A 15,135-nucleotide genomic window follows, 5' to 3' on the forward strand; every position below is an offset into this window, starting at 1 on the left:
ACAAAATAAAACCTTTTTATTCTGTCATTCTAGGCGATGGCAAAATACGGTGATAAAATTTAAAAATGATAAAATCAAAAAGTCTCATTTATAAAAAAATGCTTGTGCTATTTTTCGTAGCGGCACTCTTTATACCAATCGCAGCATTGGCAGCGCCATTTATCTCTTTCGATTTTGAAGGTGATATTATCGAAAATGGTTTTGGCGATTGGTATTATTCTGATAAAGGTGAAAATCCATGCAACGTTTATGCTGGAGAGAAGCAATCCAAGCTGTGCAATGAGAATGGCTATAAAATTTACCCTTACTATAACAATTATAATACAGATCATATGGGATGGATGAGGTACGGATATATCGATGCTTCTACCGAGTTTACAGTCTCGGGGAGCGCACTGAAAGTGCAAGCTACTGGCGGTGCACATCACGCTAGAGGCGGTGGTGTTGAGTTTAGTGGGATTCCCGCAAAATCGAAGGGTGACTTTGAGTCGGCTATAATATCGCGCCCAATTTCAAGTTTTAAATCTGTTGACAAATATCCTGGTGATATCTCGCTATATTTTAAGACTAAATCAAATACGTCTCGATTCGAGCAGCTGCAAGGCAAGAACAGGCTAGCGATTTGGGTTTTAATGCCGCACAAATCAGTAGACATTGAAAACTATACACTGGCAAAACTAGGCCGCCCAGAGCAGCGAATAAGCTGGTACCCCTTTATTAACTCTTCTAAAGGTGCTCACTACTACCACCATTCATCTAACATCCCAATGGGCGGATGGACCAAAGTACAGTTTGATGGACATCCTACACATAACAACGCGGGTTCTAAAAATGCATATAGCGCTTTCGCTTCCGGCGGATACGAGTTTCCAGGAAGCAGCGTAGATTATTTTAACAACATAGTCACATTTTCCATCGCAGCAAGCGCCAATAGAAACCAACCAATGATGTCAGCTTACTATTTAGACGAAATGACCGTTGATTACGTTGCTTATGAAAATGAGGAAACAATTAACAACCTCGGTATTGGTTACAACCCTCGTACATCCGTTTTTGATATAAGTTTCGAAGACAAATACAGATGTAGTAAATGCAATGCAGAATATGAAATTAGATATTCATTTTCACCAATTGATAATACGAATTTTAAACATGCGACAATCCCTAACTTTGTACTAAATTTTGATCGAGCTAAAAGTAACAAAGAAGGTAAGTTATATAAGCCAAGCAATGGGTACAATTTATTATGGGGTGCCATTACCTTAAAACCAGAAGATATTGGGAAACTAACTCCTTATAGAAAAATATATTTCGCAGTAAAAGATGTGTCAAAGCGCCAACGCATACACCAGCAAGATGTAGATTTTAGTCACGTCTACGTTCCTGACCTAGGTTACATGCGAACAACGGATCTTGTTAAAACCATCGAATACCAAGTAATTCCTGTAAGCTACCCTATCGAAAGTGAGACTGAAACTTTAAATCAGATGTTAGTTGGTCAATATTTCGAGCAGCAACTTAAAGCATATGGAGGGACGCCACCGCTTGTTTTTAAGGCAAAAAAACTACCAAATGGACTGCAGCTTAACGCGGCCGGCTTGCTTTCAGGTACCCCACTAAAAAAGCAAACTTTATTTATGGAATACGAAATAGTGGACGCAAAAGGTCTCAGTGAACTCGTTAACATTAAGGCTAACGTTTTAATGGGTGAGGACCTACATGTACAACAATGCGGACTATTAGCAGACTTTAAAACTTCAGCTGAGAAATCTTTAATAGCTGATAAGAGGTTTAGAAAAATAGAAACGGATTCTTATACAAACTTCACTCGCCTCGGTACAACAATAACGGTAGGTTCTAACAAAGTTTACGATTTCACTCTTCTATCTGGAAGCCGTTTTTTCTTGCAGCGTGGCGACGTAATTAGGACGACGTGGTTTAACAATACGAATAAAAAAGTTACTTTTTCTCCGAGAATATCACTGTCATCTTCATCTAGAATTACTGATGCGACCATACAAGAATGGAAAAGAAGCGCTTCTGTTCAGATTGAACCAAAACAGAAGGCTGTAAGCGAATATACAGTCCTAAAAGATACTGTTAGTAGCCTCATAAACGTTAATGTTAATCATTCAAATAACAAAGGTCTTATTTTAGACAAGATCGAAACAGTTGAGGCATCTAGACCTAGTTCGGCTATATGTGTACCGTAAATAAGTACTCATAAAATTAAAGCGGACTACAATTAAACCATAGCTTTTCTAGCGCACCAATCCCAAGTATACTTTTTGAACAATTTTGCTTGATTCTCGCGTTTATGGTTTGTTGTTAGGAGATCATATATTGCCTGTTTCGTAGCTTCTATGGCGTCAATATCGACAACACTTCCAAGATCTGGTTCACTTGCCATGATTTCTGGCACACTACCAACACTTGTCGCGACAGCGGGACAACCACACGCCAATGCCTCTGTTAAAACGTTTGGACTGCCTTCACCACGACTAGATAAACAAAATATGTCTGCAGCGTTATACCAATCGATAAGCTGTTCATTTGGTACAGCGCCAACAAAATGGACGTGTTCCTGCAGCTCTAAATCGCTAACGAGTTGCTTGAGCTCCTTTCGATAGTCCCCTTCCGCACCTTCAGCCCCAAGAATATAGAAATGTGTATTGCTCAGAGCGGGAGTATCTACTATATCTTTCAAACCATCAATAACGACATCGAATCCCTTTCTATAAATAAGTGCGCCAACACCAAGTATTATCTTATGCTCTGCTGAAATTCCAAGCTTGCTGCGACAGGCAGTTTTGTCTTTGTAAAAAAATGCAGCAGTATCTACGCCGTTTCTAACCACCTTGGTTTTGTGCCGTGTATTCGCAATTCTGTCGGCAGTATCGGCCATCTCTTCGCTGAGCGAGATAATGCTGTCTACCTTTTTCAGGTACTTCGCAACGGCTTTTTCTCTTATATCACCGTCTTGCTGATGAAACGCTTCCATTCCTCTTAAAGTTACACGATAAGGAACATCGTAATGATTGCTCAGATAATCCCCGGCTGGGAGGTCTGGAAAAGTCCAATGTAAATCAATTAAATCGAAATTGAACCCAATTTCTTTAACAACCTTCTTCGCTGCATTTCGATACGTTTGAATCTCTAGCCCTTTAAAGTACCCTGGAATTGACAGATATCTTGGATGATAAATTGTTAATTTACCACGCTGTGTCTTAGTTGGTATGCGGCTAAGGTGTTCGAACTTACTAATAAATGAGTGAACAGGAGACCAAGGAATAGGGTTAATAACCGTGATATCGGCATACTGCGCCATCGCATTTAAGCGATTATATACAAAGATTCCATGGTTTGGTTTTTCCGTGTTAGGAAATAAGTAACTGATAGCTAGTATTTTTTTTCTTTTGCTTTGTAACATAGCCTACTTAGTTCCCCTATGAAGTATTGAATATAGTTTATTCAAGCCATTTTTTAGATTATTTTTTTGCTTTTCTGACCAATACCCAACAGTAAATACAATTAACAGAGGCATTAATAAAAGAAAAAATCGATATAAAATAGAGTCGAGGTCGGTCGGTGTAATCGCAGCAATCAGTTGAATCAAAGGCCTGTGAAAAAGATAAAGTGCAAACGTACAGGCAGCAACATTTCTTATGATACCTGCGTACCTCTCTAATATGTGGCCTACATGGTGCAAAACGGAAGGCACAAAATAAAGGTGTACACAAAACATTATTGCGTCAAAGTAATCCCCGTATATTTCCTTTCTCGACACCCAGCTACTTGAAAACTCTATGCTACGTATTTCGGGACCCAAGAAAATCATCGTAACTAATGCGCCGATTGATAATAGCGCCGAAATAAGAGAGTTTGGCCTGGGAGTACTGTTTGACATTCCACGATATAAAAAATAGCCCAACAACCAAATAGGCAAGAGCGCGACTATCGAGGGACCTGCAAACAACAAGATCAACGCAAGCCAAGCATATTTCCAGTGCGACTTGAAATAAAATACGCATGCAAATGCGACATAATAAACCCATTCGAACGTCAATGACCAAAATGGTTGATTTATACCTGGGTTCAAGCCGAGGTCCCATATATTTTGAATCATAAAGAATGACAAGAAATAATTTAGTAGGTAACTATCTGTCTCAAAAGGCCAAGGTCCGCTTATATAGAAATCAGGGTTAAGTAAATACCCAATAGAATCTGCAAAGAAAGTAATTACAAGCGCAGGCACGACTACTGAATAAAGCCTGCTTATTCTTGCTATAGAGTAGTCTTTTAATGCCGTTTCTTTTGTCGATGATATGTATGAGATCACAAAGCCTGACATGACGAAGAAAATCATAACCGCAGTTTGATCAAAGTGCTTCATTTGCCAAAATAAGCCATTACTAATTTTCTGTGATGCAACATGGGAGAGGAATACAACCAAAGCAGCCCCAAAACGCCATACATCTAAATACAAAGAAATATGCTTATTCAAATTGAGCGCCACTTTTTACTTTTGCTTCGAGAATTACAGAATTATCAATATGCAAAATAATCACTGATACTGCAGCAAATGAGCGTATGGTCTCTCTATCTGGATGGTCATTTTTCGTAGTCATATTAGCTAACGTTTTTCCTAAGCCACTCTTCTAGCACAACCAATTGCCACAACGTTTTATGGTGATCGTACTTATCTGCATTATGCTCTTCTATCAGCTGCTGAATGCGGTCAACCTTGAAAAACTGGTGAAGCTTGGTTTTATTCGACAGCAATAAGTCCTTCGCGTAATCACGAAGCTCATTTTGAAACATAAGTTTAAGTGGTGTGGGGAACCCCATTTTCTTACGATAAATAATGTCGTTCGGCAAAATGCCTTCCATCATCTTTTTAAGTGGGTACTTGCCTTCGCCTTTTTTAATTTTATGCTTCGACGGTATAGTTGCCGCAAACTCTACTAATCTGTAATCAAGAAACGGCACACGAAGCTCAATCGACGTTGCCATGCTCATACGATCAGCTTTTATCAATAAATCGTCAACCAGCCAAGTTTTAGTGTCGAAATAAAGCATTTTGCTAAGCTGGTCTTTGTCTTTAGTTTTTTCAAACAATTGCTTAGAGAACTCACCGTGGTTTGTTGCTGCTTTGGCTGACTGTAATCGTTCATTAAAGTCATCTCTATACAATGCTTGTTTCTGTGCGTCAGGGTAAGTAGACATACCTTTGTAGCGCTTTTCAATGGGTTGTGTGGCCATATTTAGGTATTTAGATACCTTATGACTTTTACCCAGCACTTTATTTGAAATCCCCGCGAAAAGCTCTGTTCCGCTCTGCCCGACTACGTTACGGTACTTTTCTAATACATTCATGTATTGGTACAGGTCATATCCTGCAAAAATCTCATCAGATCCTTCGCCCGATAATGCAACCGTTACCTTTTCTTTGGCTAATTTGGAAACAAAAAATAGCGATATAGCCGCAGCCTCCGTAACAGGCTCATCCATTAAATGAATATACTCAGGAATAAAGTCGGCAAATTGTTGCGGTGTTATTTTTAGCTCATGATGATCGGTACCAAACTTCTCTGCAATCATTCTTGCGTACTGCGTTTCGTCGAAGTTCTTACCAAAGTCGTACGCTATAGAGAATGTTTTAAGGGGCTCTTTTACTTTATCAGCAAGCAACCCAACAACCGCGCTAGAGTCGATACCACCACTTAAGAAAATACCCAAAGGAACGTCACTGCGAAGCCTGAGGTCTATCGCACTTTCAAGTAACGTTTTGCTTTCATTTACATAGTAGTCGAACCCTTTATCTTCAACATTGTTAAACTCGAGGTCCCACCACTGTGTTGTTGTTAGTTGGCCATTCTTCACAATAGCATAGTGCCCTGGCATAAGGCGTTTAATGCCTTTATGAAGCGTATTTTCGCCAGGAATATAGCCAAAACTCATGTAGTCGTCGATAAGTTCAACGTTTAAATCAGGAAGTGCACTTAGTCCTTTGAGAATAGCTTTCGTTTCAGAAGCAAATATAAGCTCGTTAGCATCTTGATAATAATAAACGGGCTTTATCCCCAAACGATCTCGGGCCAGAAACAATTCTTGTGTTTCGTTATCAAATATTGCAATAGCGAACATGCCGTTAAAACGGCTTAAACAGCTTTTTCCCCACTCTACGTACGCTTGTAAAATCACCTCAGTGTCGGTACCGGTTTCAAACCTGTAGCCTTTTTTCTCAAGCTCGGCTCTAATTTCAATATAGTTATACACTTCACCGTTATACGAAATAACAAAACGGCCGCTTTCTTCCACGCGTGGCTGGTGGCCTGCCGGGGTTGGATCTAATATGCTCAAGCGTAGATGAGCTAACCCACAATAACCATTGTCTGACACCCATATTCCGTTACTGTCTGGGCCACGATACGGCATTGTGTCTCGCATGACTGCAATGCGTTCTGCATCTGCTGCATATTTGTAATTAAGTGTCCCTAAAATTCCGCACATTTTTTTCTACTTTATTTTGGTTGAAAGAGCAATAGGTATCTCTTCACAATTTTATTAGATGGATTTTCAATATATCGATGCATAAAGTGGGCTATTAATATTACACCAGAGAAACTTAAAGGCATACTCAACCAATAGCTACCGGTAAAGTTAATAAATTGATTAATTAAAATGTAGCCGACTTCTTGATGAATGAGGTATAACGAATAAGATATCGTACCAAAGTAGACAAGTATTGGGTGCCTTAAAAAAGATAATTTATCTTTTATTACGAGAATCATCACTAGAAAGAAGACTGTTACCATAATGCTTGAAGTAAGGTTATGGCGAGAGTAGTCTGTCTCAGCCAACAGCCACTGAGCTAAAATCAAGAAAAACAGTATAAAATATATAAACCATGTTTGGGTAGTTCGTAATTTGTTTGACTCCCACAGTTTGTAAAAAAGAAAACCAGCTAAAAACAGATGAATATGAGGAATTAGCATCAAAGCTTTAAATTTATAACTAAGATAGACGTCAAATATAGAGCTCAATACTGTCAAGGCTGAAATTCCAATGCCAATTACGATCATTAATATTATAGGGATAGATTTAAAAAGATAAAAAATTGTCGCTACTGCAATGTAGAAAAATAATTCATAACTAAGAGTCCAATATGAGCCATCTATGTTTTTAGCACCGAGAAAATTAGGGATCATCGTTAAGTTTTTAAGTAGAACGAAGATATCAAATTGTCCATTAAACACCCAAATAAAAAACGACGAAAAAAAACTGCAGCCCAGAATGTAGGAAAAAGTCGAGCAAACCTAGACACAAAAAATCGGTACACATTATTAGAATTTTCGATAGACATCGATATCACAAAGCCACTTATGATAAAAAAAAGCTCAACACCATAACGACCAATGTGTGACGAGGCTGCAGGGAATAAACCTAACAACTCAGGGTAATTGAACTTAATCGCAAAGAGAGATGTAAAGTGATAAGCTACCACCCCTACGGCTGCAATTCCCCGTAAGGCATCTAAAGAGACTAACCGATATAAATTACTCATTATCTGACTTTTCCCTCCTTAGAACTCTAAACTTTCTTAGAGTTTGCGAGAGCTTTTCTACAATCAACGTTTCAACGCTTTCCGGCTTTCCTACGCATACCCACACTGTTAATGTAGTTCCTGAATAAAATACAATACCTAAAAAAACTAATATTAAAAAGTTTAACAAGTTAATATCAAAGTTAACGTAATACTTTATCAAAAATAATAGTGTGCACATAACCAAACTAGAAAGAATTGCTCGCATATTTGTGATAAAAGTCTTAGTTAGCGAAATTGATATCTCACGACGAACTAAGAAGTATGAAAAAAACAGGTTGACAAGAGAGCTCAATATGAGAGCTAGTGCTGGGCCTTCTATATTTTCAATCAGATTAAAACCAAACAAAAATCCGAAAAATGACAGTATTCTTACTGCTGAAATAAGTGTCGTAACCTTTGGCTTTCCGAGTGCTAAGAAAATATATCCATTATTTGATGAAACGGAGCTGATGAACGCAAAAACTGATAATAATTGAATAACTGAAATTGCCGACATCCACTTGTCACCTAGTACTGTAGGGACAAAGTAATCAGCGGTGATCATTAGCCCCAATGATGCAGGGAGTGCTATTACCGTGATCATTGACGTTGTCTGATAAAACAGTTCACGTAGCGACTCAAAATTATGCTTTTGTTTTGCATACGCTGGATATGCAGCCTTATTAATAGGCGCAGCTATTTCTGTAGCTGGCAATGTCGCCATTTCTTTACTTATACTGTAGATACCCGCTGCTGAGGTCGAAATAAACTTACCTACTATTAGGTCAACACTCTTATTGTTTAAATAGTAAAAAAAGTTATTCAACATTATCCATTTAGAAAAGTTAAATAATGCGCCTACCCCTTTTAATGACAATGAAGGCACATAGGGTAGCATCACATAGCTGAAAATTATGTTGAGTAAGGTGACAAGAAGTGAACCAAAAATTAAAGCCCAATAGCTCTCCAATAAATACGCCATTAATAGCGTCCCGAAAAAGCTAATTAACTTGGGTATAACTTGAAGTTTAAGTTCGAGATAAAAATTCATCTCGATTTGGAAGTCTACTACTTTAATATTTTTGAAACTAGAAATTATAAACAGCGATGAAACAGCGTAGATCACCGACTCTAGGCGAGGGTCTTCAAAAAAAACTGCAATTGGAGTTGCAATAATTACAAAGAATAAACAAGCAAAACCGCCAAACATTAGGTTAATAGTGAAACCTGTATCATAGTCGCTTTTTTCCAACTTGTTTTTCTGTATCAACGCAGTATTCAACCCAAAGTCACCAAACAAACTAACTAAGCTATATAGCGACATAGCAATTGCTGCTACACCAAAGTCCTGAGGTGACAGAATACGCACTAAAATGAGAGAGCTAATGATGCCTAGAGCATTAATAATTAAGCGAGTAACTAACATTAGTAGCGCACTCTTTGCCAATCTTGGCGAATGTTTTTGATTCATTTATTTATAGTCATGTTTTAAAGCTTGTCGTTATCTATTCTATTCAGGTAAAACTTTTTTATATGTTTTGCTCAATTCAAGTTTTTCGCACTCAGCCTTAAGATCAAAATTGTAAGACAAGTCTAATGCCAAGTTTCGTTTAGAATTATTAGGTGATTGAGCTACATAATTTTTGCTTCTAATGCGAGTGCAGTGACCTTCATCTAATATTTTTTCAGGAATCAAATAGACTTTTGAACTTTTAGGTTTAAGGTTTTTAGCCCAGTATTTTATACCACTACCATGGTCGTAATAAATTTTAGATCTTTTTGTAAACTCTGCTTGTGGTGAGTTTGGATGATAGGCCACATGACCAAACCAACCTGAGCCAGTCTCAAACTGGTGCTTACTGGCTGCTTGAGTTGTACAACCCGCTAATTCCCAGTATCTATTATATTTATTTAATATAGTGTTCATGATGCCTCGATTAGGCTTGGTTACGGCGATGTCGCCTTCCCGTAAAGACCCAAATACTTCAGCTAAATATGAAACGTTTCTCTTACGGACCAGTAAATCTGAATGCCAAAATGCTAGTTTTTTTGTGTATAGGAAAGCAAATTCGATAGGGAACATCATGTGAAGCATCGGGAGCTTTAAATCTTGATTAAAGTCAATTTCAATTGCACCATCAAGCAAAACAGGTGCTTTTGCTCTTGGGTCAGAGCCAACAAGCGGCGTCCATCCAACATCTTTCACTAACTGCTGTTGTATAAGGCACCAATCTGGATCAACATTCCAGCATAGCCATAATTTTTCATAGCCATTTGTTTTCGACTTCCACTTCTCTGCAGCTTCAAATATTTGCTTCAACTCTAATGAAAAATGATTCCAATGCCCTTTTCCCGTTCGATACAGCTTTTCTTCAATATCCATAATTACTCGTTATTTATCTTTATCTAATAAATCGTGGTTTTTATACTTCTTAAAAATTGAGTTTATTGAAGCAATTAAGGCTATCATCCAAATCGATATCTCTAAAACTTTGCTATTAGAAAATTGACTTGCAGCCATTATACCAAGCAAACCACTACAGCAACCTAACAGTATCAGCTTAACATTAATCGTTTCATCGGACGTGCGCTTAACCTCCTTGACTCTCATAAATGCAGTGAAAACCAACCAAAAGTATAAAAATGCTCCAACGATTCCGTGGTCAACTAAAAAGCTCATGGTGATATTGTGAGAGGCTCGACGCCCACCAATTTCAGTGTTGGTCATAAAATCTTCTGGTACATAAAAAGGGCTTAATAGCAATGTTCCTCTATGCCCAAAACCAAACAGCGGGTAGTCTTTCAACATTTTCCATTGAGATTCAATAATAACAAACCGTGAATACGCACTTTTATCTATTTGCTCAGTATCATTTGCATTTATAACGTTATTTAATCTTTCAACAATTAAAGGGCCAACTAACATTAGTCCAGCAATGGCAGCTACTGCAGCCCATTTAAAAATGAGAGCTCGTTTAAGTTTAGGAGCAAAAAAAACAAAGCAGACACCAGCTAATAGCAAACCAACGATTCCACCACGGCTACCTGACATAAACAGTAGGTTCGCGGTTAGAGCTAGTGGTATTAGAATCAAAAAGCGCTTTTTTACGTTGGTGGCAACTATGGCAGAAGACATCATTATTATTGGAATTAGGTGAATGGATAGTAAGTTACTGTCTTCAATTCCTGGCAACCCAGCAGCTTCAAACCGGCCTTTTATATGAGTCTGCAAAGCCGTAAGCCCAATGTATGCTGCACCTATACAATTCGCAGCTATCAAAGCTACCAGCTTCTTTTCAGAGTTTACTAGTGTAACTATAAGAAAGAAAACGATAATCAATTTAAAAAGTAAAATAACATAATCAATTTGCACCTCTGAAAAAGTAACTAGAGGTATTTGGATACATGTGTAGGTAAAGAACAATAAAAGTATTTTTGATTCTTTGATCTTCAACCAAGCACCTTTGTTCTTGGCATGCATTAGAGTACTTAATAGCGTTACAACAGCGACTACTAGTGTCCACCGAATCTCAGGTAAAAAAGCCCCCCAATACTTTCCTGGTGGATGCATATAAAACACGAAAAAATACAACAATAAGCCTATAAATGGCCGCTTTAAGGCAACAAGGCAGCCTATTGAAAATACCGCCAAAAAACCTAACGCAGTAATCGGCATTACTGTTTACTACCTTTTAAATGGGCTGCAAGGGTAACTACTCTTCTTGAATTCTCTTGCCAAACAAACCGTTTATCTACCACGCTCTGTTTTACTGCACTTCGCTTCGCGATATGTTTGGTATATTGCGTAATAGCTTCGGTTAACGCCGCTTTGAAGGCGTGTTGATTTCCTTTTTCGAAGAACAATGCAGTAGTGTCACTTAAAATTTCTTCTATGTTAGGAGTTTTCGGCGCAATAATCAGCGCGCCCACAGCCATATACTCAAACATTTTAAGTGGCGATGCGTAAGACGTCACATCAGGCTGTAAGGCTATATCGAACTCCTTCACATAATTTAGCACTTTGTCTCGGGTAACCAGGCCTTTAAACTCTACTTTGTCAGCTATGCCTAAAGCCTCTGCTTGCGCTTTTAGCTGAGGTAAAATGGCACCGTCGCCAATGCATACCAACTTAAGAGGCAACTCTTTATGCTCGGCAATAGCTTCGATTGCCTTGTCCATTCCATGCCATGGATGAATAAAGCCGGTAAAGCCAATGGTTATCTGAGCCTTATCTTCGTTTATTGGCTGCGCTAGCATTTCATCAATGAAATACTGGCGTACTCCGTTATGGATAACCTCTAGTTTACTATCGGGTACACCCGCCGCCCTTACATAGTCGGCAAGAACGTCAGTAACGGGCAAACAGTAATCAGCCCCTCGCCATGTAAAATTCTCAATTTTTTTTGCGAAGTTTTTTAATGCCAGCCCGCTGTATTTACTGCGTTCCTCCACTAATGGTGCATTTATTTCTAGTATAAATGGCACGTTAAAAAGCTTTGCAGCCAGCACGCCTGCTGGCTGATACAGGTTATAACGCTCGTAAATCACATCGGGTTTAAACTTAATAATGGCAACAGCCAGTTTTAAAAATACCCAAATGCTGTAAGCCAGCTCAATAATTTCATACAACGCATGTGGCAGCGCTTTTTTCAGCTTGCTAACGAAGCCGCCATCACCACCGAATTCTGCGTTTTCGTTTACCTGAGGGGCTACAAAGCACAGCTCGTGGCCTTGCTCAATAAAGGCATTTGTTAGCTCTTCAACATGCACATATTGTCCATCTTTTGAGGCTATTCTATGGTGGTAAAGTATTTTCACGTTTACTGTTTTCCAAAATGCTTATTTACAAAAGCATTAAATATAAGAAGTGACCATATTGTCATACCGTGGTCGAATTTACGGTCATGATGCTCTTGTAGTAGCGCACTTATACCGGCTTCATCAAATAAGCCCGTATCTTTCAGCGCTCCTCCTGTTAACTTACTTTGCAGTGATTGTGTTGGGATCTGTCTAAGCCACTCATCTATGGGGGCAGAAAACCCCATTTTGCTGCGTTTAGTAACAATTTCAGGTAGTAAATGATCAAAAGCCTTGTGAAGCACACGCTTTGCACTGTCCCACGACAAATTTAACGTCGGCGAAACCGCTAATACCTTTTCTACTAAATGGTGATCTAAGTAGGGAACCCGCACTTCAAGTGAGTTTTTCATACTTGCTCTGTCGACTTTCGTTAATATGTCGCCAGCAAGGTACGTTTTAAAATCTACAAGTTGTATAGCTTTTAACGCATCGCGGCTTTTACTCTTTTTCGCAATGTCCTCAAATAGCTTCAAACTACTGTACCCATGTAATGCGGTTTTAAACTGCGGTGAATAAATGCGCGCTAAATGGCTTTGGTCGGTAATTGAAATTGCATTGTGATAGCTTGCAATGGCACTACCTGCCAAGGCATTTAACGTTGTTTTACCCCGCAAAAACTTAGGCGCTTTATTCAAATTAGGATAACATTTTGCTAGCGAACCGAATACCGCATGGCGCAGTTTTGATGGCATCAAGCGCCTAATCTTCTCTTCTACCCACAACATTTTATGGTTACGGTAACCATATAAAAGCTCGTCGGCACCATCACCTGATAGAATCACTTTTACATGTTCTGCGGCAACACCCGACAGTATGAAAGTGGGTATTGCAGAGTTATCTGCAAACGGCTCGTCGTAAATATCGATTAGCGTGTCTAAATAGGTGAGGTCATTTATCGATACGTTAGTATTTACATGTTTAAAGCCCAAACTATCCGCAACCTGTTTCGCATAGAAAGACTCATCGTACTGAGACAAATCGAACCCAATGGAAAACGTATTGATGGGCTGTTCGCTATGCTTTTGCATTACTGCTGAAATGACCGATGAATCTATACCGCCTGACAAAAAACTACCTAATGGCACGTCGGCTAGCATTCGAACTTTAATCGCGTCTTCGGTTAGCGCTTCAAACTCAGCCGTTATTGCTCGTTCATCAGGTTTTTCATCGGAAACAAAGTCTTCAATATTCCAGTAACATTCAGGCACTACCGATAAGTTGTGATTACCCTCCCCTTCCAGCTTAATCAATGCATGGTGCGCTGGCGGTAACTTAAATATACCTGAAAATATAGTTTTAGGGTCGGCTACATAACCTAACGAAAAAAAGTCTTCAACCGCACTATGGTTTAATGATTTCGTAACAGATGGGTGGGCCAGCACGCCCTTCAGTTCAGAGGCAACCAGCAAATCGCCCTGCTTAGTAATACTCCAGTGCAATGGCTTAATGCCTAATCTATCGCGTGCCATATAAAGCACGTTGTCATTCGCATCGTGAATAACAAAGGCAAACATGCCGCGTAATTTACTTACTAAGTCGGTTTTCCAGGCAAGCCAACCGTGAAGTAGCACTTCAGAGTCACAATTAGTTTTGAACACATGCCCTAACGCTTCAAGCTCTTTTCTTAATAATTTGAAATTGTAAATTTCGCCGTTATACGTCAGTGCTATATTGTTATTTATTATGGGCTGGGCGCCTTTTTCTACATCTAAAATAGACAGCCGCTTGTGCCCTAAGCCAACATTCTTGTTTGTATAATAACCCTCGCCATCTGGCCCTCTATGGCGCAACGACTCGGTCATACTACGAAGTATAGACTCGTCAATTTCACACTCTGAGGGCTGCCTTACCCACGCTACAACACCACACACGTCTGGTTATCTCCTTTGCATGCTTTTATAAAGCCCGCTTAACCCCCAGAAATATTTATGCTTCTTCATTAAGTATAAAATTCCGTTTAAATGAGAGAAGTGAAAACGTGTAAGCTTGAAGCCTCTCGAGAGCTCTTGTGCATCGTGAATAACCGAAACGTCAGGTACATAGTGAATTTCGTAACCCGCTTTCCACACGCGAATACAGTAATCAACGTCTTCAGGTGAATAAAAGATGTTTTCATCCAATAAACCAACCTTATCAACTACATGTTTGGGCAACATCCAACACGCGGAAATAGCATAATCTACATCAACTGGCTGCTGAATAGCAGACAACTCGCTAGGCTTAGCTTCCATCTTTTTTAGAAATAAAAACCGCTTAGCTTTTCCAACTAAGGTGGGAAATTTGTCGCAGGATAACTGAAAGTTACCAGACGCATAGGTAATTTTAGGAACGGCTAACCCTACGCTGTCATTTTCATTTAAGTAATTCATTAATCTGTTTAGCGCAATGCCATTTACATACGCATCAGAATCTAGCACCAGCACAAATTTACCCGTTGCTTGTTTTAGCGCTTGGTTTCGAGAATACGTCGTGCCAGTATTTTTATGTAGATTGATTATTTTGAGGGCGTCACCGTATTGAGATTTACACGCCTCAATACGGCGTAACGAATCATCTGACGAGCCATTTTCTACAACAAAAACTTCGGCTGCCAAAGTAAGCGATTGCAAGGCGCTATGCAGGTCTGACAAGCACCGTTCAATATGCTTTGCCGAATTAAATGAAAGGATTACAACTGAAATATCCAC

The 15,135-nt window shown here is 39.1% G+C and carries 10 protein-coding genes and 1 pseudogene; 1 reads left to right on the top strand and 10 read right to left on the bottom strand.

Annotation, left to right across the window (positions count from 1 at the left end; genetic code table 11):
* The first annotated feature begins 65 nt into the window (after window positions 1-65).
* Window positions 66-2,213, top strand: coding sequence for a hypothetical protein (locus tag AC27EZ_RS04225; RefSeq protein WP_487134123.1), 2,148 nt, complete (start codon window positions 66-68; stop codon window positions 2,211-2,213).
* A 32-nt stretch (window positions 2,214-2,245) separates the two neighbouring features.
* Here the strand turns inward: AC27EZ_RS04225 and AC27EZ_RS04230 are convergent, their stop codons facing one another.
* The 10 genes and pseudogenes from AC27EZ_RS04230 to AC27EZ_RS04275 all read right to left on the bottom strand — a co-directional run bounded on the left by AC27EZ_RS04230 (window position 2,246) and on the right by AC27EZ_RS04275 (window position 15,135).
* Window positions 2,246-3,430 carry a glycosyltransferase gene (locus tag AC27EZ_RS04230; RefSeq protein ID WP_487134124.1) on the bottom strand — a complete coding sequence of 395 codons (1,185 nt, stop codon included), beginning with the start codon at window positions 3,428-3,430 and terminating at the stop codon, window positions 2,246-2,248.
* A 3-nt stretch (window positions 3,431-3,433) separates the two neighbouring features.
* Entirely contained in the window at window positions 3,434-4,504 is a 1,071-nt protein-coding gene (locus AC27EZ_RS04235; RefSeq protein ID WP_487134125.1) for an acyltransferase family protein, read from the bottom strand.
* Between the two features lie 125 nt (window positions 4,505-4,629).
* Window positions 4,630-6,513: an asparagine synthase (glutamine-hydrolyzing) gene (asnB, locus tag AC27EZ_RS04240; RefSeq protein WP_487134126.1), complete on the bottom strand. Its 1,884-nt coding sequence runs from the start codon at window positions 6,511-6,513 to the stop codon at window positions 4,630-4,632.
* A gap of 11 nt (window positions 6,514-6,524) precedes the next feature.
* A pseudogene (locus AC27EZ_RS04245) lies at window positions 6,525-7,567 on the bottom strand (acyltransferase family protein).
* Complete coding sequence (locus AC27EZ_RS04250) at window positions 7,560-9,059, bottom strand: lipopolysaccharide biosynthesis protein (RefSeq protein ID WP_487134127.1); 1,500 nt, start codon at window positions 9,057-9,059, stop codon at window positions 7,560-7,562. Before AC27EZ_RS04250 ends, AC27EZ_RS04245 begins: the two are co-directional and overlap by 8 nt.
* Window positions 9,060-9,098: 39 nt before the next feature.
* Entirely contained in the window at window positions 9,099-9,971 is an 873-nt protein-coding gene (locus tag AC27EZ_RS04255) for a hypothetical protein (RefSeq protein ID WP_487134128.1), read from the bottom strand.
* A gap of 9 nt (window positions 9,972-9,980) precedes the next feature.
* The gene (locus AC27EZ_RS04260; protein WP_487134129.1) at window positions 9,981-11,264 is read right to left on the bottom strand and encodes an O-antigen ligase family protein; all 1,284 of its coding nucleotides are present in this window, start codon (window positions 11,262-11,264) and stop codon (window positions 9,981-9,983) included.
* Window positions 11,264-12,406 carry a glycosyltransferase family 4 protein gene (locus AC27EZ_RS04265; protein WP_487134130.1) on the bottom strand — a complete coding sequence of 381 codons (1,143 nt, stop codon included), beginning with the start codon at window positions 12,404-12,406 and terminating at the stop codon, window positions 11,264-11,266. Before AC27EZ_RS04265 ends, AC27EZ_RS04260 begins: the two co-directional genes overlap by 1 nt.
* A 2-nt stretch (window positions 12,407-12,408) precedes the next feature.
* Window positions 12,409-14,319 (bottom strand): asparagine synthase (glutamine-hydrolyzing), encoded by a 1,911-nt coding sequence (asnB, locus tag AC27EZ_RS04270; RefSeq protein WP_487134131.1) that lies wholly within the window; start codon window positions 14,317-14,319, stop codon window positions 12,409-12,411.
* Between the two features lie 6 nt (window positions 14,320-14,325).
* Window positions 14,326-15,135 carry a glycosyltransferase family 2 protein gene (locus AC27EZ_RS04275; RefSeq protein WP_487134132.1) on the bottom strand — a complete coding sequence of 270 codons (810 nt, stop codon included), beginning with the start codon at window positions 15,133-15,135 and terminating at the stop codon, window positions 14,326-14,328.

It is taken from the genome of Alteromonas sp. 4NH20-0056 (assembly GCF_057539655.1).